The organism is Paenibacillus sp. GD4 (genome assembly GCF_030846225.1).
In the GTDB taxonomy this organism is placed as follows: Bacteria; Bacillota; Bacilli; order Paenibacillales; family NBRC-103111; genus Paenibacillus_G; species Paenibacillus_G silviterrae.
On sequence record NZ_JAVCYK010000002.1, the window covers coordinates 1,685,258 to 1,711,161 of the forward strand.

Here is a 25,904-nt window from a genome sequence, read left to right on the forward strand (position 1 = left end):
TTGAACTCTTGCAATGGAATGGGTATATTTAGAAAAACACTCTAAACCGGGGATGCGCTCGCTTGTCCGGATACGGGAACAGGGGTTTGTCGTATGTACCTTAGAAGCGTTGAATTATTGTATGACACTGTGGAACACCAGAATCGATATCCCTTCGATATTCCCTCAGTGAAATCCCTTAGAAAGCTGGAATTCAAAAATAACATTACTTTTTTTGTAGGCGAGAACGGTTCGGGTAAATCGACACTGCTTGAAGGAATCGCTCATCAATGCGGGTTCAATACCGCCGGTGGCGGGAGGAACAATTACTACGAGGTGGATGCTTCGGGCTCCGCCCTTGGTAAGTATTTGCGGTTATCCTGGCTGCCCAAAATTTCGAACGGTTTTTTTATGCGATCCGAATCGTTCTACCAATTCGCATCCCATATTGACAATATCGGCGCCCAAGAGCATTATGGCGGTCGTTCCTTACATGAGCAATCCCATGGGGAATCTTTTTTGAATTTGTTTACGAACCGGTTCCATCGCAAAGGGCTCTATTTGCTCGATGAACCCGAAGCGGCTCTGTCTCCCGCCAGGCAGCTGTCTTTGCTCAGAATTCTTCACGACTTATCGGATACCTCGCAATTTATTATCGCGACCCATTCTCCCATTTTATTGGGCTACCCTGGCGCACACATATTGAGCTTCGATAACCAAACCATATCGGAGATTGCTTACGAGGATACGGATCATTATCAAATCACCAGAACCTTTCTGGAAAACAGGAAGCGTATCCTCAAAGAACTGTTTCAAGATTAATACAGCTCCCGGATGGGCAACTAGTCATAAAGGAAAGAGAGGAAGCAATATGCTGGAATCGGAAAGACTACTACTTCGGCAATACACTTGGGAGGACCTCCCGGTGCTGCACGCTTTATTATCGAACCCTGTCACCATGCAATTTTGGCCTGCACCCTTCACTCTTGAGCAGAGCCGCCAGTGGATACAGCGAAGCTTGGAGCAGTACCCGACAGGCTTCGGACGTTTCGCTCTCATTCATAAGCATACGAATGCTTTGATCGGGGACGCGGGTCTGCTGCTGCTGGAGGTCGATGGTCGGAAGGAGAACGACCTGGGATACATTATCGATTGCGAATACTGGAAAGGCGGGTACGGGACGGAAGCGGCCGGGGCCGTCATGCAGTATGGACTGGATCGTTTGCGCTTAAAACGGATTTGTGCCAGCATGCCCGTTGACCATGTCGGTTCGCGGAAAGTTGCGGAGAGGCTGGGCATGAAGCTGGAGAAGCAGTTTTTGAATAAGCGGAATCGGGATATCCCAACCTGTTTGTATGCAAAGGAAACATAGAAAAAGGAGTATGAGGATTTGGACAAACAGGCTGCAGAAATTCGAGGGCATCTGAACCAATTGTTCGGCCTGACCGTAATCGATATGGTGCCGATTGATAAAGGCTGGCTGAATGTGAAATGGAGAACGGATACGGACCGGGGGCCGCTCTTTGTTAAGTACTATCATCCGGATCGATACAAGCTGCATTCGCGTCCGGAAAGAAAAAACAGCATCGAACAAACACTCCGAATCCAGAATGGTCTGAATACGGCAGGGATCCCTTGTCCTAAGGTTCATAGCTACAAGGGTCAGCATATCCTTGAGACACCGTCGGGTTCATACTATACCGTATTGGATTGGGTGGATGGACATACCGCTCAGGCGGGATGCCTTACCCGTTCTCAAATGTATGAGTTGGGTCTCGCTACCGGCCGAATGCATCAGTGGCTGCGCTCGGTGCCGATGCCGGATCAGCCTGCCTGGAAGCCGGATCAGAATGCTTATTGGCAGGAATGGAAGGTCAATCAGGCCAAAGCTCAAGAGGCAGGAGATGAGGTTGTCCTGGAATGGCTAAGACGTTCGCAGGAGATTGTCAGGTCAATGGATATTCAGATGTTTGCTGCAGCCCCGACAGGTTGGCTGCATTGGGATTTATGGGTGGATAATATCGTGCTGCATGATCAGGGAGTGGCCGGTATCGTAGATTTCGACCGAATGACGGTGGCGTATCCTGAGATTGATGTGGCCAGGGCTATCTTATCCGGCTCACTGAAGGACGGCCAGCTCGTACAGGAGACTGCAAGCGCATTTATGGAAGGCTACCGAGTGTATTCGGTAACGCCTGACGGTTTGCTCTACCGGGCTATGAGTATGCTGTATCTTATTGAATCGCTCTGGTGGCTGCGGACGGAGGTGCGCGCAAAAAGCGAGCTGCGCGGATTGCTCGGCAGGTTTGTGGAGGAAATGCATTGGATTGAGAATCATTGGACGTCTTTACCCGACCGGTTGGCTTGTCTTTAAATGAGCTTTCCCATGGCAAGTAGGACATATCGGCATGAAGGGGTGATGGAATGGCTAACATTCGTATTGCTACATTAAACGATGTGGATGAACTGATTCGAATGCGCTGGGACTATACGTTAGAGGAGCAGCCGAATGCTGCTTTTGATGAGGTGGAGTTCCACCAAATATGCCGTAATTTTTTGGAGAGAGCCCTGTCCGGGGGAGATTGGCATATCTGGATTGCCGAAACGGAAGCTAAGATTGTATCCCACATGTACCTTCAGCTTATCCACAAGGTTCCGAGACCCGGAAAGTCTGCGGACCCTTATTTCGGCTATGTGACCAACGTCTATACTCGCCCTGCTTATAGAGGTCGGGGGATCGGAACAACAATCCATACGGCCATGGAGCAGTGGTCTAAAGAGAATCATGTAGAGTTTCTGGTTCTTTGGCCAAGCGCCGATAGTGTGCCGTTTTACTTGAGAAACGGCTTCTCTCCAAGGCTGGAAAAACATTGGTAATTTGGTTCGGGTAGAGGGGGATGACCATGCCGGTTAAAAACGACTGCGGTTTATATACGATGTGTATTGTGCAGGATCAAGACAAGATTTTATTACTAAATCGTCCGAATGAGCTGGGGTTCCCGGGATACTTGGGTCCAGGGGGCAAGATAGACTTTCCTGAGAGTATGACCGAGGGGGCTGCCCGGGAGCTTAGGGAGGAAACCGGCTTAATCGTGAAGCCGGAGAATCTTATTTTTAAAGGGATTGATGAGTATCTCGTTCCAAAAACGAAGTATCGGTACATCGTGTTTAATTATCTTGTCCGAGAGTTTGAGGGAGAACTGCTGTCCAACCCGCCGGAAGGAGAATTGCAATGGGTTACGATTGACGAAGCTTTCCGGTTACCTATGCAGCCATGGTTCCGACGCAGGCTTCCTCTCTTTTTTGAGAAGGGGACCTTCGAAATATCCGTTGTGTGGGATGAGGATAGTCAAAGCCCGTTGGAGGACAAGGTTAGAATGCTAGGCTCGTGAACGTTTTCCGGTGAAATGTTTCATCTTTTATGTGGTAATACAAGCAACTGAGCTCATACAATATTCAAAGAAAATTGATGTATCATGACGAAATAAAGCGGCAGGAAAGTTTCATTTTTGCAACAAATACGATATTATGTGGTATATGTGCGTGAAAAGACACATTTGATTGTTTCATCATGTGATATGCTAGATGTATACAACTTGTTGAGGTGAAGATTATGCTTACCGAGAATACAGTCGATAACTCAAAGGGGACACCATTATTCTCTAGAAACAATCCGTTTCAAGCGAAGGTACTTAAGAATGTCAATCTCAATGGTGCCGGGTCGAGTAAAGAAACGAGACATCTTGAGCTTTCGTTGCAGGGCTCGGAGCTCTCCTATGTGCCGGGCGATTGCCTTGGAATTTATCCAGAGAATGATCCGGAGCTAGTGGCTGCCCTTCTTGAAGAGATGAAGTGGGACCCGGAACTACAGGTTACGGTTAGTAAGCAGGGCGATACACTCCCGTTAAAGGAAGCTCTGTCATCTTACTTTGAGATTACCTTATTGACCAAAAAAATTATGCAGCAGGCAGCGCAATTATCGGATAACGAGGAGCTGCAAAAGCTGGTATTAAATGAAAACGCCAATCAGCTGAAGGAATATATCGACGGGCGCGATTTGCTTGATATGCTGCGTGATTTTGGCCCGTGGAAAGCGTCTGCCCAGGAGATTGTGTCTTTGCTGAGAAAAATGACTCCGCGGCTGTATTCCATTGCAAGCAGCTTCGCGGCGAATCCCGGCGAGGTGCATCTGACGATCGGTGCGGTTCGTTACACAGCTCATGGACGCGTACGCAAAGGGGTTTGCTCCGTGCAATGTGCGGAACGTCTTCCCGAGGGAGATACACTACCGGTTTTCATTCAGCAAAATAAACACTTTAACCTGCCGGAATCCCCTGAAAAGGACATTATCATGGTAGGTCCGGGTACCGGTATTGCTCCGTTCCGTTCCTTTATCCAAGAGCGTGCCGTGACCAAAGCGCCGGGCAGAGCATGGCTGTTCTTTGGTGACCAGCGATCCGCCACGGATTTCCTATATCAGGATGAGTTTGAACAATATCAAAAGGATGGCGTTCTTACCAAAGTAGATACGGCGTTCTCCCGTGATTCGGAGCAAAAGGTATACGTACAGCATAAAATGCTTGAAAGCAGCAAAGAATTGTTTGCATGGCTGGAAAAAGGGGCATACTTCTATGTTTGCGGAGATAAGCAGTACATGGCGAAGGATGTTCACAACACCTTGATCAGCATTATTGCAACAGAGGGCGGCATGACGCAGGAAGCAGCGGAAGCCTACTTGAACAACATGCAGGAGCAAGGGCGTTACCAACGCGACGTATATTAAAAGGAAAGAGCGTCTTATTCCGCTTATTGCGGGGGTAAGGCGCTTTTTGTCAGTATACACGGTTATCTAAGCTCCTCGGGCTTTTAACAGTTTGGCGGCGGATGCAAAAGGGAGAATCTGGATACACTATCCTCATCTTTGAGGAGGTGTTGCACCGTGAGAACATGGTTCGCGCTGGGGATCGTTCTGGCTTTGCTGGCTTCGAGCACGCATAGAGTGCAGGCACAGCCTCAGGCTTCTTACCCGTGCAGCGTGGTGCTTCGGGCTACGATGAAGGAAATTCCTAATGCGCAAGGAGTTGCACTAATTACCAAGGTGAGAAAACCTTATGCCGAGAGCGCGACGAGCCCGGTAAGGGAGAGACAAAGTGTGGGCATTTATGCGGATTGGCTTCCGTCACCCTCCGTCTTTGGCGAGTATGACCGGTACGAAGGCTTTGCCCAAGTCCCCGGTGAAATCAGCTGGCGCTTTACGATGCATCCAGTGAAGGAAAACACGCCTAGCTGGTTCGGCGGGACCCCTTGGGTAGGAAAGTTCGATGAAATATCTCAGGAGCTTCCCTTAATTACACGAGTAGAAGTACGGCTATCGAATACGGGGACGCAAGAGCTAGGACCGGTAGTTTTGCAAAATACGCTTCAGGCGTGCGGATCTAGCTGAAAGGGTGAGTGGCTTGCGTGATCATGTCCTGATAATGATCGTATTACTGCTTGTTGTAGGTAGTCTGTTGTTCAAGAAATCAAGGCGAGCTCCAAGAAAATCGTCCGTCGGGTGGACCGGCCTTGCTTTGATGTTTATGAGTGCTATTCTAGGTGTATTTGTCATCATCATGTATTTTGCTGAAGCATCTCATGGATATGGACACTAGCTTAGCGATAGACTGCATCTATTGGGGGTAGATTCCATTGAGAAATAAAACGGGCTTGCCGAAATCCGTTATCGTAGCCTTAGCGATTCTACTGCTTGCCATTCTTTTTCTCATCCTAACCGTCAACAGAAACCCGTTGCATATATACTTACTCCCCGAAAACTTCGTCGGACAGGTGCAAACGATATTTGAACAGCCGGATGCCCCGCCGCTGGCCAAGGAAAATAACAACACCTATATTTATCATGTTCCTGCGTCGGGTACATTGAAGACATCCTCCCGTATGGAGAGCGGACCGGTTGAAGTCTATTATATCGACAGTCAAGGCAACCGGAGGAAAGTGGAGCACGAAAGGTTTCACGGGGTATCTACCCGAAGCGGCGGTCCGGAAAACATAACCGTCTCGGAATTTTTCATCGGCAGTGAAGAACAGTACGATAGCTTTAGAAACAGCAACAAATGAATACTAAACAGAAGGCCATTCGGGGGACGGAGGGCCTTTCTTTGTTTCTTCAGGCCAAAATAGTGCAAATTCCATAAAAAAGTCTGATTGCCGGAAAACCGCGTATTCGTTACTCTTGTAGTAAAAAAGCGAAAGGAGCTTGCAGCATGTGGCAAGCCTGGCGTAACGCGCGGGTTCAGCAGGATCCACGAACCCGGTATTATATCGATCCGGTCAGGATCATTTGGCAATCGAAGGAAGACAGTTCCCGGCTGGAAAGAACAGAGCTGCTTCTCGCAGGTCGCGACGGACAATCCGTGTTAAGCTCACCGATGGAGAAGGCATGTATCCTCCGTCATGAAGGGAGTGCGCCGGGCTTCTTGCTTGACTTCGGTACGGAGCTGCATGGAGGTGTACAGATCTGTATTGCCGGAGGAAGCAATAAAACGACGAGAACGGCAAGGCTGCGCGTCCGCTTCGGGGAATCGGCGATGGAGGCGATGAGCGAGCTCGGAGGAACGACGAATGCAACGAATAATCATGCCGTGAGAGACGGTATGTTCGAGGTCAGCTTCATGGGAGCGGAGGAAATTGGAAACACCGGCTTCCGCTTCGTTCGGATCGATTTTCTGGATGAAGGCCACTTCGTACAGCTACTCAGCGTCCGTGCCGTTGCGCTTATGCAAGATGTGGAATATCAAGGCAGCTTTCGATGCAATGATGAACTGCTCAACCGGATCTGGGAGGCAGGAGCGTATACGGTTCATTTGAATATGCAGGACTATTTGTGGGATGGCATCAAGCGGGATCGATTGGTTTGGACGGGAGACATGCACCCGGAGATATCAACGCTTCAGGCGGTTTTCGGCTATCATGATGTCGTGCCTCGGAGTCTGGATTTCATCCGGGATCAGAGTCCGCTGCCGGGCTGGATGACGACCTTCCCTACCTATTCCATTTGGTGGGTTCTCGTGCATCACGATTGGTATATGCAGAACGGTGATTTGAGCTACCTGAAGGAGCAGAAGCCTTACATGACCGGCTTACTCCGTCAGCTTGCGGCATGTGTCCGCGAGGATGGCAGTGTGGATATTCCCAATCCCTTCCTTGATTGGCCTTCCTCCACGAATCCCGAAGGAGTAAGGGCGGGAGCGCATGCGCTGTTTATTTGGAGTATGGAGGCCGGGGGAAGACTCTGTGAGCTGATGGGGGATTCCGAAACCGGAGAGCTGTGCCGTCGTATCGAGGCCCAATTGCGCAAAGTAACGCCGGATCACAATGGCAGCAAGCAGGCTGCTTCTCTGCTGGCTCTTGTAGGGCTGCTTGATCCGCGGGAGGCGAATCAAGAGGTCATTGCTCCCGGTTCTCCGAAGGGGTATTCCACCTTTTACGGCTATTACATACTAAAGGCCCGCGGCGAAGCTGGAGATATCCTGGGAAGTCTGGACAGCATCCGTTCCTACTGGGGAGGCATGCTATCGCTTGGAGCAACGACGTTCTGGGAGGATTTCGATATCGACTGGCTAAACAATGCGGCTCGGATTGACGAGCTCACACCGGAAGGCAAAACCGATGTGCACGGCACTTACGGCGGCTATTGCTACCAGGGCTATCGTCACAGCCTGTGCCACGGCTGGGCGTCCGGTCCGACGGCTTGGCTGTCCGAATATGTGCTGGGCATTCGTCCTGTTGAGCCGGGATGCCGGGCCATCCGGGTCGCGCCTCAACTAGGTGATCTTGTGTGGGCGGAGGGTACTTACCCCACGCCGTACGGCATCGTGAAAGTAAAGCACACAAGAGAGGCGGACGGATCCGTGCATTCCGAGATAGAAGCACCTGAAGGTGTACGGGTAATAAGGAATTGATTACAGATGAGGAGACCATGAGCATGAAAGCACCTTTATTTCGTGATCCTATTTTTGATGGGGCTGCGGACCCGGTCGTTATTTGGAACAGAAAATGCCAAGAATGGTGGATGATTTACACGAACCGGAGAGCTACGGCGGAAGGTCCCGGCTTTGCCTGGGTGCACGGTACGGATCTGGGTGTAGCATCTTCCCGCGATGGAGGAGCTACCTGGGTGTACCGGGGGACGCTGACGGGTCTCGACATCGAATGGGGCCGCAATACGTTCTGGGCACCCGAGATCATTTGGCATGAAGGCTTGTACCATATGTACGTCAGCTACATTCAAGGGGTACCTGTTCAGTGGGCAGGTCATAAACGGGAGGTGCTGCATTATACCAGTCCGGATCTGCTTGCTTGGACATTTGGCAACAAGCTCGAACTCAGCTCCGATCGTGTGATTGATGCCTGCATTTATCCATTGCCGGACGGGGGATTCCGGATGTGGTACAAGGACGAGGCCCATGGGTCGCATACCTACGCGGCGGACAGCGTGAACTTGTACGATTGGCAAGTGGCGGGCCCGGTAATCACCGGACGTCCGCATGAGGGCCCTAATGTGTTCCGCCTGAAAGGATGCTATTGGATGATTGTGGACGAGTGGCATGGACAAGGGGTGTACCGGTCGGATAATCTGACGGACTGGGAGCGAAACGGTCTCATTCTCGATACCCCGGGGCAACGCGAGGATGACGGAACGATCGGCTTGCATGCGGATGTGGTTGTGCAGGAGGATGAGGCATTCATTTTTTATTTTACTCATCCGGACCGGGATGGCGCATTGAATCAAACCGGTCAAGAGCAGACTTATGCTGCGCGAAGATCCTCCATTCAGGTGGCCAGGCTGGATGTGGCGGACGGGAAGCTGGTATGCAACCGCGATGAGGACTTCGTATTACAGCTGAAGCCGGAATGATCTGAAGAAATGAGGTTGAACGGACATGATTCTAAGAATGATCTATAGAGCAGCTTGGCAAAAAGGGCAAGAGGAAGCGGGCCTACTCGCCTTGAAAGAGAGTGAACAGGCGAAGCAACTCGTTAAGCAAGGGCGCTTGATGACAGCGGCAGCCTTTACTTGGAGAAATAATTTGTTTCTCTACTACGAATGCATCGGACAGCCGGTTGAACCCGGTGAGGTGGCTGGAGCCGCGCTGCCTTACCTGGCGGATTGGCCGGGGCAGACCGAGTTGCGCAAGTGGATTCAGATGGTAGATGTATTTCACTTCAATGAGCCTGCCGGATATGAGCATTGGCTTCGAAAGCAGCCGGTGGAGAGGCGCGGGGGACGAGTCGCCCATCTGAAGCCGGAGATGATGAGCAGCTACATTTACTATCATTATCAGCTGCAGGAGGAGCGGGCCTTCGGGGGAGACAAGTACGAGATCATCGCCATGCATGAGAATCTTCTGTTCGGCTATCAGGAATTTCCGAAGGTCGTCGAAGATCCTGTGGTTCCAGGGCGTCTCTCCACGAAGGGAACCCCGGAGAACTGGACCGATTCGCGAATGGATCTCCATTTTCAGCCGTGGGACGATGACGGATACCTGTATTTCAAGCCGGTTGATCAGGTGTTTGCTTATTATATCGGTGAGATGTAGTATCATGAGTTTTATAAGCAGAAGCTGTAAATAAATTTAACGTTAAGTGAACTGCACCCCGTCAAGTAGACAGTACAAATAATAAAAATCAATTAAGCGGCCTTGGTCCTGTATTCCATAGGACTGAGGCCGTTTAGTTTTGCTTGTAACCGTTCGTTATTGTAAAAGTGGATGCAGGCCTCAATGTCCCTCTTACGCTCCTCAAAAGTATGGTACGTGTGCAAATAATACTTCTCACATTTTAAGGTCCCCCAGAAAGATTCCATTGGACCGTTCTCGATGTACCGCCCGCTGTCTTTTGGTAATCATGTTGATTGGTCAGGCAATACTGGACAATCTCGATCCGTTCTTGCAAAGACGTAGAACGACCTTTTGTCATAGCTTTTGCTCCCCTTTATAGGATTTTAAGCTGCTATGACCATTATACTTGTAAATCCAATTGAAACGCTGTCTCGTACTAGCAATCTTGTATTTATCGATGATCTGGTATTGGGACAATCCTCCCTCAAGGTAATATTTCACCGCTCGAAGCTTAAGCTCAGCACTGTAGCTTTGAAGATGCGTACGGCGCTCTAGCACTTCATAACCGTACGTTCTGTACCGACGCTGCCATTTCATTAAAGTCGTCTTGTTAATGCCATATTTCTTCGCAGCTGCCAGAAAACCAATTTCCCCATTAGATACTTCCTCAAGAATGGCGAATTTCTCCGAAGCATTATATTTTCCTTTAGACATGAAAAAGCTCCCCTCACAGTAGCAGGCTTTTTATTATTTCACCTGTCTACCGTATGGAGAGCATATCATTCTGTCCAAGACTGCTGCTGTTTGTTTTTTGGGGTCAGTCTAACACTTATTTTTAGAAATCTTGCTACCCCTCACTTCAATCCTTCCTGGGGAAAGGTCAGCGTAATCGCCGTCCCGAGCCCGGCCTTGCTCCGCACGCGCAGCAGCGGGCTGCGGCCATAATGAAGTGTGAGCCGCTTGCTCGTGCTCGCCAGCCCGAGATGCTTGCCGGGCGCAGCGTCGCTGTACAGCGACTCGTGGATCCTTGTGAGCCGTTCCTTGCTCATGCCGGGGCCATTATCGATGACGGTCACGAGCAGCTGATCTCCGCGCAAACGGCAACGGATCTTGATCATGAGCTCCTGCTGGGCTTCGAGACCGATGTGGATGCTGTTCTCGACGAGCGGCTGAAGGCTGATCTTTACTACGCGACATGCTTCGGCCCCTTCGTCTACCTCCCACAGCACCTGCAGCTTCTCAGCGAAGCGTGTGCGCTGGAGCTCGATGTAGCCGCGGACGTTCGCCAGTTCATCCTTGAGCTGCACGGCGTCGTCCGAGCCTCGCAGCGCATACTCAAGCAGATCGCTGAGCTGCTCGATCATGGCGCAGGCATCGTTCGGGGAACGCGTCAGCTGGAACGCTTTCCAGTAGATCGAATGCAGCGTGTTGGACATGAAATGCGGATTCATCTGAGATTGCAGTGCTTTGAGCTCAAGCAATTCCATCTTAACTTGCCGCTCGGAGAGCTGGATGCGCAGATACTTCTGTTCAAGGAAAGTATCGAGGATGTTTCGTACGATCAGCTCATACACATCTTGAATCGGACTAGGTCCAGGGCCAGGGGTGCTTGTCTCTTTATCCTCCGCCTGATCGGCCGCATCCAGAACATGGATGATCTGCGAGATTTGGTGGTAGTTTTTGCGCGTGATCCAGAGCGCATACATTGCGCTAAGCAGCAAGGAAAGCAGTGCAAGCCCTACAGTCATTAAGACAATCGTCCGAGGCAGGCTGTAGAGCGCAGCCGTTGGGATGATGGAGACGGCCTGCCACTGCAGCCGCGGCGTCTGCATAACGCTGACCCAATTGTCCTGATGGGCAAACCGTTGCAGGCTGCGGCTGCTATCCGTCATGGCAGCGTTCATTTCGGTCATAGGCAAGGGAACACCGCCTCCGAACGGATCCGAATGCATCAGCGGCATCCCCCCTGCGTCGGCGATGTAGTGATAGCTGCCTGTCCAGCTGCTCAGCTGCTGGAGCGTCTTTTTGAAATAAGCAGGCAGCACGTTCATCGCAATCAAACCGCGGTAGCCGCCCTCGACGGACAAGGCGAAAGGCATGTAAACCGTAAGGACCTCGACGGAATGATTAGTGCTAAGGTTCTGAGGAAGCATACGGCGCTCCGTCTTCAGCTCCTCCGGAGCAAAGCTCTGGGTGCGGAAGAGCTCGAACCAGTGCCGGTCCAGCGCAGTATCCAGCTGTGCCACGCCGTCGCGTGAGCTGAGAAAGCGACCGTACGGGTTATCGTAATAGACGTAGATCGAATGGATAAAAGGCTTGGAATTGGCCGGGACGTCAATGACGTTGCGAAGATAAAAAAGCGCTTCCAACTCCTCGAACGAGAAGGATTCTGTATTGAGAATAGCCTGCAGGCTTGTCTTGATCTTCGGATCCTTCTCGAAGCTCAAGCTTAGGGAATCCAGCTCCGCAGGAATCACCTGCGTCAGCTCGCTCAACTGGGTTAATTGACTTTCGCTGTTCTGCTCTACGGAGTGCCTTATGTACCGGTCGGCAATAAAGATGGAGAGCGAGCCTAGCACAGCCAGCGGAATCAAGGACAGAACGATGATGCGGCGCAGATTGTCCGAGAAAAATTTACGTGCCAGGGTACTGTCGCTCTGCTTGACATATCTAATGTTCGTGTTTGTACCTACCCGGCGTTGTCCCGTAATACTGCTTAAAAGCGCGGATAAAATTTTTCGCATTAGCGTATCCCACCATTTCACTTACCTCTAATGCCTTCCAGCGGTGCTCCTGCAGCAGTTCGGCAGCCTTGCGCATACGAATCGCATGGACGTAATCGGAGAACTTCTGGCCGGTGATTTTGCGGAAAAAGGAGCTGACATAGCTAGAATTCATGTGCACAAGCTGAGCGACATCTTCCAGCGTTACCGTCCGGTAGTCGGCTTCAATATAATTTAGTATGCGCTGAATGACCGGATGCTCGATACCTTGAATGTCCGGTCCAGAAGCTTCGGATTCGGTCGCAAGGCAGCTTCGTTTCGGGTCGGCATCAAGTTCCTGCTTCAGCGTCGACAGCACGGATTGCAGGTCGTTATATTTCGCCGGCTTGACGAGATAATGCCGCACGCCATAGCTCATTGCTTGTCGGGCCAGCTCGAAATCACGCAGCCCGCTCAGGAGGATAACATGAATCGGCAGCTTGCGCTCATAGATTTCCTTAGCCAGTTCAATGCCGTTCATGAGCGGCATCTTGATATCGCAAAGGATGGCGTCGGTCTCGTGCTGCAGTAAGTACTTAAGTGCTTCCTTGCCATTGCTGAGCTGTGCGGTGATCTGGAAGCCAGCCTGCTCCCACGGGTAACAACCGCAGAGCGTGTCGCGTGTGTGCGACTCATCGTCGATAACAGCGAGTCTATACATGAGCTTCACCCCCGGATCTATTATATCGCAGCCGCCGGAGCAATAGGAATAAAGATAGGCAAATCGTCAAAAATCGACTATTATCCAAAGAAATGATACTTTTTCAAAAGCAGGCAGGATGGAGATCCGAAAGCCCCAAAGTGAAGTACCTTTTTTGGTAAAGCGTTTTCATGTAACGTTGTTAGTGGGCGCCACGATAACAAAGTGAATGAAAGCTGCAACATAACCATGACATCAAGTCAGACGGCGTAAACAATATACACTTGAGGGGGATTTCTATGAAACAAAAACTACGTACTGCGGCGGGATTCGCAGTGATAAGTTCCATGCTGCTGGCCACGGCTTGCACCGGCGGCCAGGCGGGCTCGGAAAATCAAACGGCGGGAGGCAACTCTCCGGCAGGGAATGACAAGTCCGGCAAGCCGGTCACGCTCCGCTTCTCATGGTGGGGCAACGACCCGCGCCATAAGGCGACGCTGGCTGCCATCGACGCATATATGAAGCTGAATCCGAATGTGAAAATCGAGGCCGAGTATATGGGCTTTGACGGTTTCAATAAGAAACTGGCGACACAGTTCGCCGGGAAGACGGCACCGGATATTTTCCAGTTCTCGTACGAGTGGAGCGTCGACATGAATGAGTTCCTGCTCGACCTGAACACCGTGAAGGGTAAGCTGGATTTGTCGAAAGTGCCGGAAGGGGTGATGAAGGATTTTGGATCGTACAAGAGTACTCCGGTGCTGGCTCCAGCAGGGATGTTTGCGGCCGCGACCATTGTAAATCAAGACTTTATGGCAAAGTTCGGCATTCCGGCTGATACGGTATGGACATGGGATAAGCTCATCGAGGAAGGCAAGAAGATTCGCGACAAGGATAAGAGCTCCTACCTGCTGACAGCGGATATCGACGTGCTGAACAAGCTGATCCTACAGCCGTACATCATGCAGAAATCGGGCAAGGGCTGGGTGAACGACGACTTTACGCCGGGCTTCGATAAAGCGCAATTAACTGATGGCCTCACTTACTTGTCGAATCTATATAAAAGCGGCGCGGTCGAGCCGTTTGGCGAGAGCACGGCCTTCGTCGGCAAGATCGAGCAGAATCCGAAGTGGGTCAAGGGCGAAATCGGTTTGCTTATCGACTATGTGCAGGCGCTGGATAAATACAAGCAAGCGATTCCGAATGCAAAGATCGGCGTCAGCGCCTTCCCTGAGAATCCGGGCGCGAAGCAATCGGGCAACCCGGTCATCGCAGGGGTCGGCTTCTCGATTTGGAAGGAGTCTCCGAACAAGGAGGAAGCGGCGAAGTTCGTTAACTATCTGATTAATGACAAGGAAGCGGCAACCACCTTGAATACACAACGGGGCATCCCGGCTTCAACGCCGGCACGTCAGGCGCTGCAGGATGCCGGCAAGCTCAGCGCGGACATTTCCAAGGGACTGGATCTGGCTATCGCCAAGCCGACGGTCGCTCCGAACGTGATCAGCACGAACAGCGAGCTGGCGCAAATCGTCAAGGATATGGTTCAAAAGCTCATCTATAATCAAGCCACGCCGGAGAAGGCAGCGGATGATATACTAAAGGATTTCACTGCCAAGCTAAATGAATTGAAAGCGAAATAAACGCGAGATTTTTAAGCTACGCAATTGCAAGGGTGAATGCTCTTAAGCTGACGTCCATGTTCGCTTAGGCGGGCTGGGCGTCGCCTTTATCATCGCCCCTTCCCTACGGAAAGGAGCAGCTGACTTTGAAAAACATGTATCGACGTAACGCCTTATGGGGCTTGCTCTTCGTCTCTCCCTGGATTATTGGGTTTCTCTGGTTTCAGCTCTACCCGTTGGTGCTGTCGTTTTATTATTCGTTCACCGATTCGACCGTGGTGAAGCCCGGCAAGTTCATTGGCCTTGACAATTACGTGAAAATGATGACGAATGACAAGGATTTCTTCCAGTCGATCAAGGTCACGATTATTTATTCGCTCATTGCAGTACCGGCCAAGCTCGCGTTCGCGCTGTTCATTGCACTGGTGCTGAACATGAAGAGCAGAGCCGTAAACTTCTACCGGACGGTGTACTATTTGCCCTCGATTCTCGGTGGCAGCGTGGCCATTTCCATCCTGTGGCGCTTCCTGTTCATGAAGGAGGGCGTCGTTAATCAAGTGCTGTCGTCACTGTATATACCGCCGATTAACTGGCTGGGCAGTCCGCAGATCGCGCTTGGTACGATCAGTCTGCTCGTCGTCTGGCAGTTCGGCTCTTCCATGGTGCTGTTCCTGGCCGGCCTCAAGCAAATTCCGCATGAGCTGTACGAAGCGGCGATGGTAGACGGCGCAGGCCGGCTCCGTATGCTGTGGGCGATTACGATTCCGCTGCTAACGCCGATTATTTTCTTTAACCTGGTGATGCAAACCATCAATGCTCTTCAGGAATTCACCGCAGCCTTCGTTGTCACCAACGGCGGACCGCTCAAGTCGACATACCTCTTCGGTCTGAAGATCTACGACGAGGCGTTCCAGAACATGAAGATGGGCTACGCTTCGGCACTGTCCTGGCTCCTGTTTGCGATGATTCTGATTCTGACCCTGTTCATCTTCCGTTCGGCAAGATCGTGGGTTCACTATGAGGACGGGGGGAAAAACTAATGTCGCTGCCAGCATCCACATCCGCGCCTATGAGTGCAAGCACGAGAGCCTCATCGGCTTCGCTACGCCGAATCATCAAACATGCGGCGCTTCTGCTGCTCGGCTGGATCATGGTCTACCCGATGATTTGGCTGTTCTTCAGCTCCTTCAAAACGAATGCCGATCTGTTCGGCTCGGTCAGCCTGTGGCCAAGCGAATTCGTCTGGGACTCATATGTGAAGGGCTGGGGGGGGACAGGTCAATATTCATACCGTACGTTCTTTTTCAATACGTTCTTACTAGTGGTTCCTACGGTGCTGCTGACCGTGGCTTCGAGCGTACTCGTCGCCTACGGCTTCGCCCGATTCAAATTCCCGCTGCGTAACCTGATGTTCATTCTGATGATTTCGACATTGATGCTGCCGCACACTGTCGTCCTTATACCGCGGTATTTGATCTTCCGGAACCTCGGTTGGCTGGACAGTTACTGGCCGTTCATCGTGCCGGCGGCGTTCGGGTGCTTCCCGTTCTTTATCTTCATGCTGGTACAGTTCTTCCGGGGGTTGCCGCGCGAACTCGATGAATCCGCCGTGATGGACGGATGCAGTCCTCCGTCGATCTTGTTCCGCATCCTGCTGCCCCTCTGCTTACCGGCACTGATCTCGGCGGGGATTTTTCAGTTCATCTGGACGTGGAATGACTTTTTCAATCCTCTTATTTTTATCAATAGCGTGAAAAAGTTCCCGCTCTCCCTCGCGCTGCGCATGTCCATTGACTCGACCGGGGGCAATGTGGAGTGGAACCAAATTCTTGCCATGTCCATGCTCGCGATTCTGCCGCCGGTGCTGTTATTCTTCTTCTCCCAAAAATATTTCGTTGAAGGGATTGCTACGACAGGGATTAAGGGGTAAGGATTTTAAAGGACGCCCATGTAAGAGTTTAATTAAACAGCGGATGTCAAGGGCACTATTTGTCCAAGACTAGCGCTGTTTTTTTGTTAGGGCCAGTTCGCTTTTCCGAGCTTAGTCTGAAATTCTGCGCAAAACAAAAAGTACTCATTTCATATATCCTCCCTTCCTGTCGAACCGGAACGGGAGGGGGAGGCGTTCGATTAAAGGCCTTCTGGCCAATGATCAAGCCTGCTTCAACCTTCGCGCGACATGAAGTCTCCTACTCGATCACCCGCAGTTGGACAGTCCTTTTGAAGGCGGATTTAGGTAAATAACAAAAATAGTACAGAAAGACCTAAAGATTCTTAAGGCTAGGAATGGAGGGATAACAGTACAGTGTAAGCATCCATGGAGCGAAGTTTTTTGTGAGAAGGAAAGCGTTTTTTTTGCTAGAAATCATTTTCTTTCTGCCAAACAGCTCCAAATAAAATTCCCAAAGGAGGAATTGTTGTAATGGGGGGAGTTGATTTGTTTTGCTGTGTCCCTGGCGGTACTACTCGTAATGCTGCTGACCAATATCGCCTATGCTGTATCATCAGATTATCTTAACTCGCTGATGAAAGGAGCCAACCCTGCTTTGATCGGTAAGACAATGAGTAATGCTGAATTGATACGGCATGAAACCATTCTTAGCGAAAGTATGGAAGTTACCGGAGGATCGCCTGACTCCCTGGGCCAGTCAAGCGAAAGGGCTGCAACTGTAGGTTTGCGGAGACACGGCTATCCTTGACTTGCGAAGGGTGCCGATGGCGACCTAGAGCAAGTGGGTTATGCAGCCAAATTGGAAAACGGTTACAAATAAATTGAGGGAATGGGCTCATGAGGGCTGAGAGGCGGTGCTTCTTCATTTCGTACCGCGGGGAATCTATTGACTTCTGCAAGTGAACATGGACGCTATTAGGCAAACAGGGTGATATGATTCTAAGGAGGATTGCACATGGTAAGAAAAAAATTCAGACATCTGCTGCTTTGTCTCGCACTGCTGCTGATGCTGCCACAATGGAGCGTAGTGGCTGCAGCCGCAGAACCGTCGCCGGCTAAGCCAGACCCGGCGTCTGCACAGGAGGGGAAGAATGTGTCGGATTTTTACAATGTCATCATGCAGACAGGAGCCGATCCTTGGGTTTACAAGCACACGGACGGCTTCTATTACAATGTATTTGTCAACTCCAGCGGCATCATGATCCGCAGATCGAAGACCATCACAGGCATTGAGGCGGGCGAGAGGCGCCTGGCATGGACACCGGTTAAGGGCACCATGTACAGCTCCAATGTTTGGGCGCCGGAAATGCACTATCTCAAGGATACCGACGGCAAATTCAAGTGGTATATTTACTTCGCGGCTGACAACGGAACCAACGCAAACCACCGTATGTACGTGCTGGAGAACGCCAGTGAAAATCCGTTGACCGGCACTTGGGAGTTCAAAGGGAAGATAACCGATTCTACCGACCGTTGGGCGATCGACGGCACTGTGCTGACTGTAAATGAAAAACACTATTTCATTTGGTCCGGTTGGGAAGAAACGGACGGAAGCTTCCAGAACTTATATATTGCGCAGATGAGTGATCCTCGGACTATCAGCTCGGAGCGGGTATTGCTCTCAACGTCGGAACATGATTGGGAATCGTCCCCGGCCAGAATCAATGAAGGCCCGCAAGTCACGATAAAGGGCGATACGATTAATCTGGTCTATTCCGCAAACGGGAGCTGGACAGACAGTTATTGCCTCGGGCTGATCACGGCCAAGATTGGCGACGATTTGATGAATCCGGGCTCCTGGGTGAAAAGAGACACGCCGATCTTCTCAAGCGCCAATGGCGTTAACGGCCCGGGCCACCACAGCATCGTCACGTCTCCTGATGGCACGGAGGACTGGATCATCTACCATGCCGCCCGCTGGCCGGGATCGGGATGGACCCGTAAAGTCTACACGCAGAAATTCACCTGGAATACAGACAATACGCCGAACCTGGGAGCGCCCGCTGATCCGAACATTCCGATTGCCAAGCCTTCGGGCGAGCCGGTACGCAAGCGTTATGAAGCGGAGCACGCCCTGTTGGCGAAAGACCCCAGCGGCGCAGCCGGTCCCGCTGTCCGGCTGGAAAGCACCGCATCCGGCGGGATGAAGATCGCCAACGTCAAGAACGCCAAAGATTTTGTCCAGTTTACCATAAACGTGCCGGAGGCGGGATTTTATATGCTTTCCGTGCGCAATGCCAACGGTTCACCCAATGCGGCTGATGCCTCCCATATCTTGTCGGTCAACGGGGGCTCCGGATCTAATCTGAACATCGTCTATTCCGGCGAGAATCGTTGGGGACTCTCCACGGCGAAGGTCCATCTTAGGGCAGGCAGCAATATCCTCCGCTTCTCGAAGGGGAACAATTTTGCCGACATCGACAGCTTAGATCTATTTAAGCTGGATGCATCGGAATTGTTATTCGATGCCCCGGGGTACACGTTGGGGTTGGGTGAAATCCGCAGCTTGCCCCTGTATACCGTAACAGGCACTACCTATACCGCTGTTGACACAGGAGCAAGCTTCAGTTCTTCCGATACGAAGGTCGCCGTTATTGACGGAGGGGTTAGGGTGAAGGCCGTAGGTGCGGGCAATGCCACAATCACTGCCACATATAACGGGAGAACGGCCACAGCTGCAGTGACCGTTGCCGCGGAGCCTAAAGCAGTGCAGTCCGTTGCCATGGAAGGATTAAACCGCATCCTGACCAGCGGGCAGACAAGCGGGCCATTGCAGGTAACGGCACGCTATAACAACTATGAGGTTCAGAATGTCACATCGGCTGCCCAGTATACCAGCAGCGACCCCGGGGTGGTCGGGATTGATTCGGATTCTGTGACCCAATCCGTGTATGCCGTTAAACCGGGCACAGCTCTTATCACAGCCGAGTACAACGGTAAAAAGGCAGCACTCAACGTGACCGTTATTGCAGCTTCCGATGCGGTTCAGGTTGCTTCCGCAGTAAGGATTCCTTCCGGAGTAACCCCTAGGCAGCCCAGCGTTGTTGACGTTGTCTACAACCGCCAGTCAAAGAAGGCAGAGGTTGTCAGCTGGGAGCCGGAGGGACTTGACTTCAACTCCCTTGGTACGGTTCAGGTGCCTGTTACCCTGAAGCTGGATGGCCGTAACTTTCCTTCTACTATTGCCGTCAACGTGATTCCGGGATGGGGCCTTGATGAGATTGTGAATCAACTCCGCAGCAAGCTGGCGAGCTTCTCTTATCCATTGGGCGATGGGCTGGGCAACTATAGCCAATCCAAGTATGATGCCTTCGTGGCTGAAGTGAACAAGGCGGAAGAGATGGCCGCAAACGCCGATCTGAGCAAAGAGCAGTTTGACGAGGAACTGGATAAGCTTGCTCAAGCGGAAGCCGCATTGTTAGGTTCGCTGAACAGCATTCAGGACGGCGTAATCTATAACGCTTACCGTGATTTCTCCGGCGATACGGTCGGCAAGTACCCTTACGGCATCACCACCGAAGCTCTGACCAATGGCGCTACCGCCACTGTGCAGGAAGAGGCCGGGAATCAATTCCTACGGCTGACCACAACCGCTACTTCGGGCAAGGCCAACCTGTTCCTGCCGTATGCAGGCGAGGTAAAGTCTGAGTTGGATCAGAGCATTGTCATCGAATACCGCGCCAGATTAAACACCAGCTTCCAGTATGCCAATGGCGCTATGATGCGAAATGACAGCGGTACAGGCAATTATTCCATGGTCACGGCTTTTGATATGGGGAAAGTTGTAGTCCAGAATGCGTCAACTAAGATCAAAGTCAAAGACTTTCAGTACAATACATGGTACAACATCAAGATGGTGGCCAACTGGGTCGCCAAGACTTATACCGTCTATATAGACGATGTTGTGGTGGCCACTGACTACAACTTCCGCCACACAGGCGGCGACAAGCTGACCGGCCAGCTGTTCGGCATCGATGGCTATGCTAACGCCTCCATCGATTTTGACGATTTCAAAGCATTGGTTACCGGAGGACCGAAGGCTGCACCCGAGGGGCTCGAGATCACCAATGAAACAGCGGTTGGGGCCAATGATGGACGCATCACCGGGGTTAGCCCTTCCATGGAATGGTCCTCCAACATGGGGAGCACCTGGTTGAGGGTCGAAGGGGATACCATTGCAAATCTTTCTCCCGGGACTTACTGGGTCCGTTACCCTGAGACAGATACCCATAAAGCCAGTCCCCATGTGGAGTTGACCATTAAACCGGGGACTCCGCCGATCCATGTGACGGGTGTGAGCTTGAACCAGACCACCGCCCAACTTTATACCAACCATGGGGCTTCGACTGTCCGGCTTACCGCCCATGTGCAACCCGCTGGCGCAGCTAACAAGACGGTCGCCTGGAGCAGCTCCAAGCCGGCTGTAGCTACTGTGGATGGAAATGGGCTTGTGACGGTTCATGCCCCCGGAACAGCCGTTATTACGGTAACCACGGAAGACGGCGGCTTCACAGCTTCTTGTATTGTAACTGTGGGTGTATATGATAACGACAGCGGTGAAAGCGGCGGAGATTCTCAAAGTGGCGGCAGCAGTCCCCAGGGTGGCGGCAGCAATCCTGTCGTACCAACTACGCCGCCTACCGGGGTCAAGAATGGGGATGGCAGCACGACCACCAGCGCCACCGATCAGACAACCGGTACGGTGACGGAGACTACTGTCTGGCCGAATGGCGACCGTGAAGTGATAACGAAAGAACGCAATGGTACAATTACGGAGGTTGTCACCAAGCAGAATGGAAGCAAGCGCGAGACCGTGAGCAAGCCCGATGGAAGCAGCCGCTCTGTCACCACGGATACGCAGGGAGTCAAGGTTGAGGCAGCCACGAGTTCTCTGGGGGAAGTAACTGCCACTGTCCATTTGCCCGGAGGCGTAGCGCAAGCGAGGGTCACCATTCCGTTCAAGAATGCTTCTGCTTCCACAGTGGCCTATGCGGTTCGGGAAAACGGAACCAAGGAAGTGATCGGAACGGTTATCACCGAAGCGGGATTGAGCTTTACAGCCAAGGGCAATATGACGGTGAAGCTGATCGACAATAAGGTTGTTTTCCGGGATGTGCCTGGCAGTCATTGGGCTGCGGAGGCGATTGCCTTCACAGCAAGCCGCGAATGGCTGCTCGGAACGGAGCAGGGAGTCTTCGCTCCCGATGTATCCTTGAGCCGCGCTATGCTATTTACCGTGCTGGCCCGTTTCCATGGCGTTGAGACGGAAGGCGGGGAATATTGGTACAGCAAGGCGAAAGACTGGGCTATCGATTCCGGGATCAGCGATGGCAGTACCCCTGAAGCCTCCATTACCCGGGAACAATTGATTACTGTCCTGCACCGTTACGCCGGACAGCCTGCTGCAAGCAGCACTGGCAAGAGCTTTGCGGACAGCGGCGAGGTGTCCGTCTGGGCGAATGATGCCATCGATTGGGCGGTATCGGCAGGTATTCTTAACGGCAAATCGGGGAATCTTCTGGAGCCTGCCAGTGTTGTCTCCCGGGCGGAAGTATCCGCCATGCTCGCGCGCTTTATAGCGTGGCGCAGCAACTAAGGCGGCCCAAGTGGATTGCAGGTAAACAAACCAAGGAGCCAAGCGGGAATCCGCCCGGCTCCTTGTTTTTCTTGCGTCCCGCGTGAGAAACAAAAATCGCACAGAAAGACCTAAAGATTCTTAAGGCTCGGAATGTACGAACCGCGGTACATTATAAGCATCACAAATAACAAAACTTTCAGCAGGAAAGAAGGGGGAGCCATGAAAACAACGCCTGCCGCCGTAGGAACGGATAGAGCACCGGCGGCCAAAGAGGCTTTTTACCAGACAAAGCGGTTTCGGCAAAATATTCCGCTCTTTGTCATGCTTATACCGGGAGTGCTTTATTATCTGATATTCCGCTACTTGCCTATGGGCGGTCTTGTGATTGCTTTCAAGAACTACAATTTTCACGATGGCATATGGTCAAGTCCTTGGGTGGGGCTGAAATATTTCGAGGTTTTATTCCAGTCCAATGTCTCGCTGCAAATTATCTGGAATACCCTTACCCTGAGCGTTCTGAACCTGATCTTCGGGTTCCCTGCGCCGATTATTATTGCCATTGCCTTGAATGAGGTCCGGAAGAGCTGGGTGAAGCGCTGGATTCAAACCATTATTTATCTGCCGCATTTTTTGTCCTGGGTTATCGTTTCAGGCATTATCCTGACCGTGTTCTCCATCGACGGCGGTACCATCAACAAGCTGCTGGGGCAGTGGGGGATGGAGCCGGTGCCTTTTCTGTACCGCACAGACTCATGGACCGCTATCTTTATCGGCTCCGGCATGTGGAAGGAGATGGGCTTCAGCGCTATTATTTATCTCGCCGCTCTCGCCGGCATTGACCCCAGCCTTTACGAGTCCGCGGGAATGGACGGCGCAGGCAAGCTTAGGCAGATTTGGCATATCACCCTGCCGGGCATCCGTCCTACGATTATCCTGCTGCTGATTCTTGGTATGGGCCGTCTGATGGAAGTAGGGTTTGATCAGGTTTACAATTTGCAGAATCCCACGGTCCTGCAGAAAGCGGAGGTCATCAGCACCTACGTGTACAAAGTGGGGCTGCAGCAGGCCCAGTTTGGCCTGACTACAGCTATGGGCTTGTTTGAATCCTTTGTCGGATTGGTGCTTGTGCTGTCGGCAAATGCGCTGGCCCGTAAATTCGATCAGGGATTATTCTGAAGAAAGGAGGGAAATCCTCTTGAAGGAATCCACAGGCGGAAAGATATTTGTCATTTTTATTCATGTGGTATTGATCATCATAGCGCTCACCTGCATCCTGCCTTTCCTGCATCTGATGGCGCTGTCCGTAAGCTCGGGGCATGCGGTTGACCTGGGTCAAGTCTGGTTCTGGCCGGTAGGGCTTGATTTCACCGTGTATAAGTACTTTTTTGAGAATACGCCGGCCTTGCGCGCTTTTAACAACAGTGTGATCATTACCTTAGGCGGAACTTCCTTAAGCATGCTGGCCACGGTGTTGACGGCCTATCCTTTATCCCGCCGTTACCTTTACGCCCGCAAGCCGATCACAACGGCCGCATTGTTCACCATGCTCTTCAGCGGAGGCATGATCCCTACTTATCTGGTCATGAATAGCCTGCATTTGACCAATACTTACTGGTCCCTCTGGTTTGGCGGGCTGATCAGCACCTATAATATGCTGATTATGAAAAGCTACTTTGAGAGCATCCCGGGAGAAGTGGTGGATTCAGCCCAGATTGACGGCTGCGGAGAAGTCCAGCTGCTCATGCGCATCATCCTGCCCTTGTCTCTTCCCATGCTGGCTACGCTGACGTTATTCTACGGAGTGGGCTACTGGAACATGTTCATGAGTGTTATTCTTTACATTAATAAGACGAATTTGCAGAATCTTACGGTCATCGTTCAGGGGATGCTGCAAATTCAGGGGAACTTCAATATGTCGGCCATGGATATGGTGCAGCAGCAGGAAATGGTATCCGAAAAGCTGAAAGCGGTTGGGGTTATGGTTATGGTTGCGCCCATGCTTGCGGTATACCCGTTCCTGCAGAAGTATTTTGTCAAAGGCATTATGCTCGGCTCTATCAAAGGTTAGCGGCAATAATGAAATGAATCATAGATTGAGGGGGATTCCACATGTTTGGACAAACATCCGGAAAAAGAATGAAGATGATGCTGGCACTGGGATTGTCGACGGTTATGGCAGCAGGGGCAGCCGGCTGCAGTCAGAAGGAAGAGGGGTCAACGGGGCAAGCCGAAGGAAAAGCCACAATTACCGTTTCCAACTATGACAGGGGCAATATTCCCGCAGCGGAGGGGACGGTTGAGGAGAACCGTTGGACCAAGTGGATCAACGAGCATTCTCCCGTTACGGCCAAGTATGTGCCGGTGGCCCGGGCAGAGGCAGTTAAGAAGCTGAATGTGTTGTTCGCATCGGGCAGTGCGCCGGATATTGTCAATGATTATGATACGGGGTTCCGGAATTCCCTGTACCAGCAGAAGCAATTGATGCCTCTGGACGATTACTTGAAATATGCGCCTGAATACGAGAAGCTGCTGCAAAAGTACCCTCAGCTTCGCAAAATAGGCACCAAGCCGGACGGCAAGCTGTACGAAATCGGCAAAATTAATGAGCCCCATCTGCAGAGTGTAGCCTTTATCCGGATGGATTGGCTAAAGAAGCTGAAGCTGGAGGTTCCGAAAACCACCGACGAGTTGCTTGTCGTTCTGAAAGCATTCGTTGAACAGGATCCTGACGGCAACGGGAAGAAGGATACGTATGGAACCAATATGAGCTACACCTCGGATGGCATGGTGGATTCCATGTTCGGCTCGTACGGCTGGAAAATCTCCAGTGATGATAGGATTATCAGGACTTGGGATAATACGCTGGAGTCACTTAAATTCAAGAAAAGGTTATTTGAGGAAGGACTTATCGATAAGGATTACCTGGCCGATAAGAATGGAGCCAAAGCCAAGCAGGATTATCTGAACGGAAAAGTAGGCGTGTATCTCCCTCCTGCTATCACCAACTGGTTTGAGAGTACGGTAACGGACATCCAAACGCTCCGCAAGGTGGTTCCGGGGGCGGAAATTGCGCCGATGGCGCAGCCGAAGTCGCCCATGGGTCAATTCGTTCATCATGTGGTCAATCCGGTTCAAATGACGACGGTGATCAATGCCGCTGCCAAAAATCCGAAGGCTGCTATGGAGTATATTAACTTCATGATCAAGCCGGAGAACGGTTTGATTTTGAAAAAAGGAATGGAGGGAGAGCATTGGAAAAAAGGTGCGGACGGTTTCCCAAAAGTCATTGACCCTGCGAAGAATGCCAAGGAGCTGGATTGGGCCATGGACTACTCCATGTTCTACTCCATCCCGGAGAATCCGCTTCTGATTTCCACCACGGCGTTCGACGTGAATAATCCCGACCAGAAGGCAGGTCTCGACATGCTGAAGAAAGCCGACGAGTTTCTGCTGAATCCCGAGGCCCAGTATCCCGCTCTGAGTCACTATGAGCATATGCCTACCCTGCCGAGCGACCTGGTAGTGATCAATACCAATGTCGACAAGGAAATAAAGGACATTTATACCAAAGGCATTATCGGCGGGGCCCAATATACCCCTGAGCAGGCCGTTGCAGATGCCAAAGCTGCCTGGGAAAAAGGCGGCGGTAAGCAGATTGAGGAATTCATGAATACTTGGTACAAAGAAAACAAGAAGAATGCCTTCCTGGGTAAGGATATTCTGGAGCTGGTCCGTTCCCAACACAAGTAAGGGCT

General features: G+C 51.5%; 23 protein-coding genes. 19 read left to right on the forward strand and 4 right to left on the reverse strand.

The features are described 5' to 3' along the window. The first annotated feature begins 93 nt into the window (after positions 1-93). The 11 genes from RAC89_RS30265 (at position 94) to RAC89_RS30315 (ending at position 9,575) form a co-directional block, all read left to right on the forward strand. Positions 94-801, forward strand: a complete 708-nt coding sequence (locus RAC89_RS30265) for an AAA family ATPase (protein WP_306617373.1) — start codon at positions 94-96, stop codon at positions 799-801. A gap of 49 nt (positions 802-850) precedes the next feature. Continuing rightward, on the forward strand, positions 851-1,351 hold the full coding sequence (locus tag RAC89_RS30270) for a GNAT family N-acetyltransferase (protein WP_306617374.1): 501 nt from the start codon (positions 851-853) through the stop codon (positions 1,349-1,351). An 18-nt stretch (positions 1,352-1,369) separates the two neighbouring features. Then, positions 1,370-2,353, forward strand: coding sequence for a phosphotransferase enzyme family protein (locus RAC89_RS30275; protein ID WP_306617375.1), 984 nt, complete (start codon positions 1,370-1,372; stop codon positions 2,351-2,353). 50 nt (positions 2,354-2,403) lie between these two features. Then, on the forward strand, positions 2,404-2,856 hold the full coding sequence (locus RAC89_RS30280; RefSeq protein ID WP_306617376.1) for a GNAT family N-acetyltransferase: 453 nt from the start codon (positions 2,404-2,406) through the stop codon (positions 2,854-2,856). Positions 2,857-2,882: 26 nt separating this feature from the next. Continuing rightward, positions 2,883-3,371 (forward strand): 8-oxo-dGTP diphosphatase, encoded by a 489-nt coding sequence (locus tag RAC89_RS30285; protein ID WP_306617377.1) that lies wholly within the window; start codon positions 2,883-2,885, stop codon positions 3,369-3,371. Between the two features lie 221 nt (positions 3,372-3,592). Continuing rightward, positions 3,593-4,762 carry a sulfite reductase subunit alpha gene (locus RAC89_RS30290; RefSeq protein WP_306617378.1) on the forward strand — a complete coding sequence of 390 codons (1,170 nt, stop codon included), beginning with the start codon at positions 3,593-3,595 and terminating at the stop codon, positions 4,760-4,762. Between the two features lie 156 nt (positions 4,763-4,918). Further along, positions 4,919-5,422 carry a YoqH family protein gene (locus tag RAC89_RS30295; protein WP_306617379.1) on the forward strand — a complete coding sequence of 168 codons (504 nt, stop codon included), beginning with the start codon at positions 4,919-4,921 and terminating at the stop codon, positions 5,420-5,422. 245 nt (positions 5,423-5,667) lie between these two features. Further along, a complete protein-coding gene (locus RAC89_RS30300) occupies positions 5,668-6,093 on the forward strand; it encodes a DUF6843 domain-containing protein (protein WP_306617380.1) in 426 nt (141 codons plus the stop codon). A gap of 146 nt (positions 6,094-6,239) precedes the next feature. Further along, positions 6,240-7,937, forward strand: a complete 1,698-nt coding sequence (locus tag RAC89_RS30305; protein WP_306617381.1) for an alpha-L-rhamnosidase-related protein — start codon at positions 6,240-6,242, stop codon at positions 7,935-7,937. Between the two features lie 23 nt (positions 7,938-7,960). After that, positions 7,961-8,893, forward strand: coding sequence for a glycoside hydrolase family protein (locus RAC89_RS30310; RefSeq protein WP_306617382.1), 933 nt, complete (start codon positions 7,961-7,963; stop codon positions 8,891-8,893). Between the two features lie 25 nt (positions 8,894-8,918). Continuing rightward, a complete protein-coding gene (locus RAC89_RS30315; protein WP_306617383.1) occupies positions 8,919-9,575 on the forward strand; it encodes a hypothetical protein in 657 nt (218 codons plus the stop codon). A 92-nt stretch (positions 9,576-9,667) separates the two neighbouring features. Here RAC89_RS30315 and RAC89_RS30320 read toward each other — a convergent pair whose 3' ends face one another. The 4 genes from RAC89_RS30320 to RAC89_RS30335 form a co-directional block, all read right to left on the reverse strand. Next, positions 9,668-9,856 carry an IS3 family transposase gene (locus RAC89_RS30320; protein WP_306617878.1) on the reverse strand — a complete coding sequence of 63 codons (189 nt, stop codon included), beginning with the start codon at positions 9,854-9,856 and terminating at the stop codon, positions 9,668-9,670. A 94-nt stretch (positions 9,857-9,950) separates the two neighbouring features. Next, on the reverse strand, positions 9,951-10,310 hold the full coding sequence (locus RAC89_RS30325) for a helix-turn-helix domain-containing protein (RefSeq protein ID WP_306617384.1): 360 nt from the start codon (positions 10,308-10,310) through the stop codon (positions 9,951-9,953). Between the two features lie 140 nt (positions 10,311-10,450). Further along, positions 10,451-12,340 carry a cache domain-containing sensor histidine kinase gene (locus RAC89_RS30330; RefSeq protein WP_306617385.1) on the reverse strand — a complete coding sequence of 630 codons (1,890 nt, stop codon included), beginning with the start codon at positions 12,338-12,340 and terminating at the stop codon, positions 10,451-10,453. Then, a complete protein-coding gene (locus tag RAC89_RS30335; RefSeq protein WP_306617386.1) occupies positions 12,267-13,019 on the reverse strand; it encodes a response regulator transcription factor in 753 nt (250 codons plus the stop codon). The genes RAC89_RS30330 and RAC89_RS30335 overlap by 74 nt, the downstream gene beginning before the upstream one ends. 278 nt (positions 13,020-13,297) lie before the next feature. Between RAC89_RS30335 and RAC89_RS30340 the strand changes: the two genes are divergently transcribed. From RAC89_RS30340 to RAC89_RS30375, 8 genes are all read left to right on the forward strand, one after another. Further along, entirely contained in the window at positions 13,298-14,641 is a 1,344-nt protein-coding gene (locus RAC89_RS30340) for an ABC transporter substrate-binding protein (protein ID WP_306617387.1), read from the forward strand. 134 nt (positions 14,642-14,775) lie between these two features. Beyond that, positions 14,776-15,660, forward strand: coding sequence for a carbohydrate ABC transporter permease (locus RAC89_RS30345; RefSeq protein WP_306617880.1), 885 nt, complete (start codon positions 14,776-14,778; stop codon positions 15,658-15,660). Beyond that, positions 15,660-16,550 carry a carbohydrate ABC transporter permease gene (locus RAC89_RS30350; RefSeq protein ID WP_306617388.1) on the forward strand — a complete coding sequence of 297 codons (891 nt, stop codon included), beginning with the start codon at positions 15,660-15,662 and terminating at the stop codon, positions 16,548-16,550. Before RAC89_RS30345 ends, RAC89_RS30350 begins: the two co-directional genes overlap by 1 nt. Positions 16,551-17,091: 541 nt before the next feature. Then, entirely contained in the window at positions 17,092-17,319 is a 228-nt protein-coding gene (locus RAC89_RS30355; RefSeq protein WP_306617389.1) for a hypothetical protein, read from the forward strand. Between the two features lie 207 nt (positions 17,320-17,526). Further along, positions 17,527-22,167 carry a family 43 glycosylhydrolase gene (locus RAC89_RS30360; protein ID WP_306617390.1) on the forward strand — a complete coding sequence of 1,547 codons (4,641 nt, stop codon included), beginning with the start codon at positions 17,527-17,529 and terminating at the stop codon, positions 22,165-22,167. Between the two features lie 201 nt (positions 22,168-22,368). Then, positions 22,369-23,325, forward strand: coding sequence for an ABC transporter permease (locus tag RAC89_RS30365; protein WP_306617391.1), 957 nt, complete (start codon positions 22,369-22,371; stop codon positions 23,323-23,325). Between the two features lie 19 nt (positions 23,326-23,344). Continuing rightward, positions 23,345-24,217 (forward strand): carbohydrate ABC transporter permease, encoded by an 873-nt coding sequence (locus RAC89_RS30370; RefSeq protein ID WP_284645074.1) that lies wholly within the window; start codon positions 23,345-23,347, stop codon positions 24,215-24,217. A 41-nt stretch (positions 24,218-24,258) separates the two neighbouring features. Further along, the gene (locus RAC89_RS30375; protein WP_306617392.1) at positions 24,259-25,899 is read left to right on the forward strand and encodes an extracellular solute-binding protein; all 1,641 of its coding nucleotides are present in this window, start codon (positions 24,259-24,261) and stop codon (positions 25,897-25,899) included. Positions 25,900-25,904: the final 5 nt, after the last annotated feature.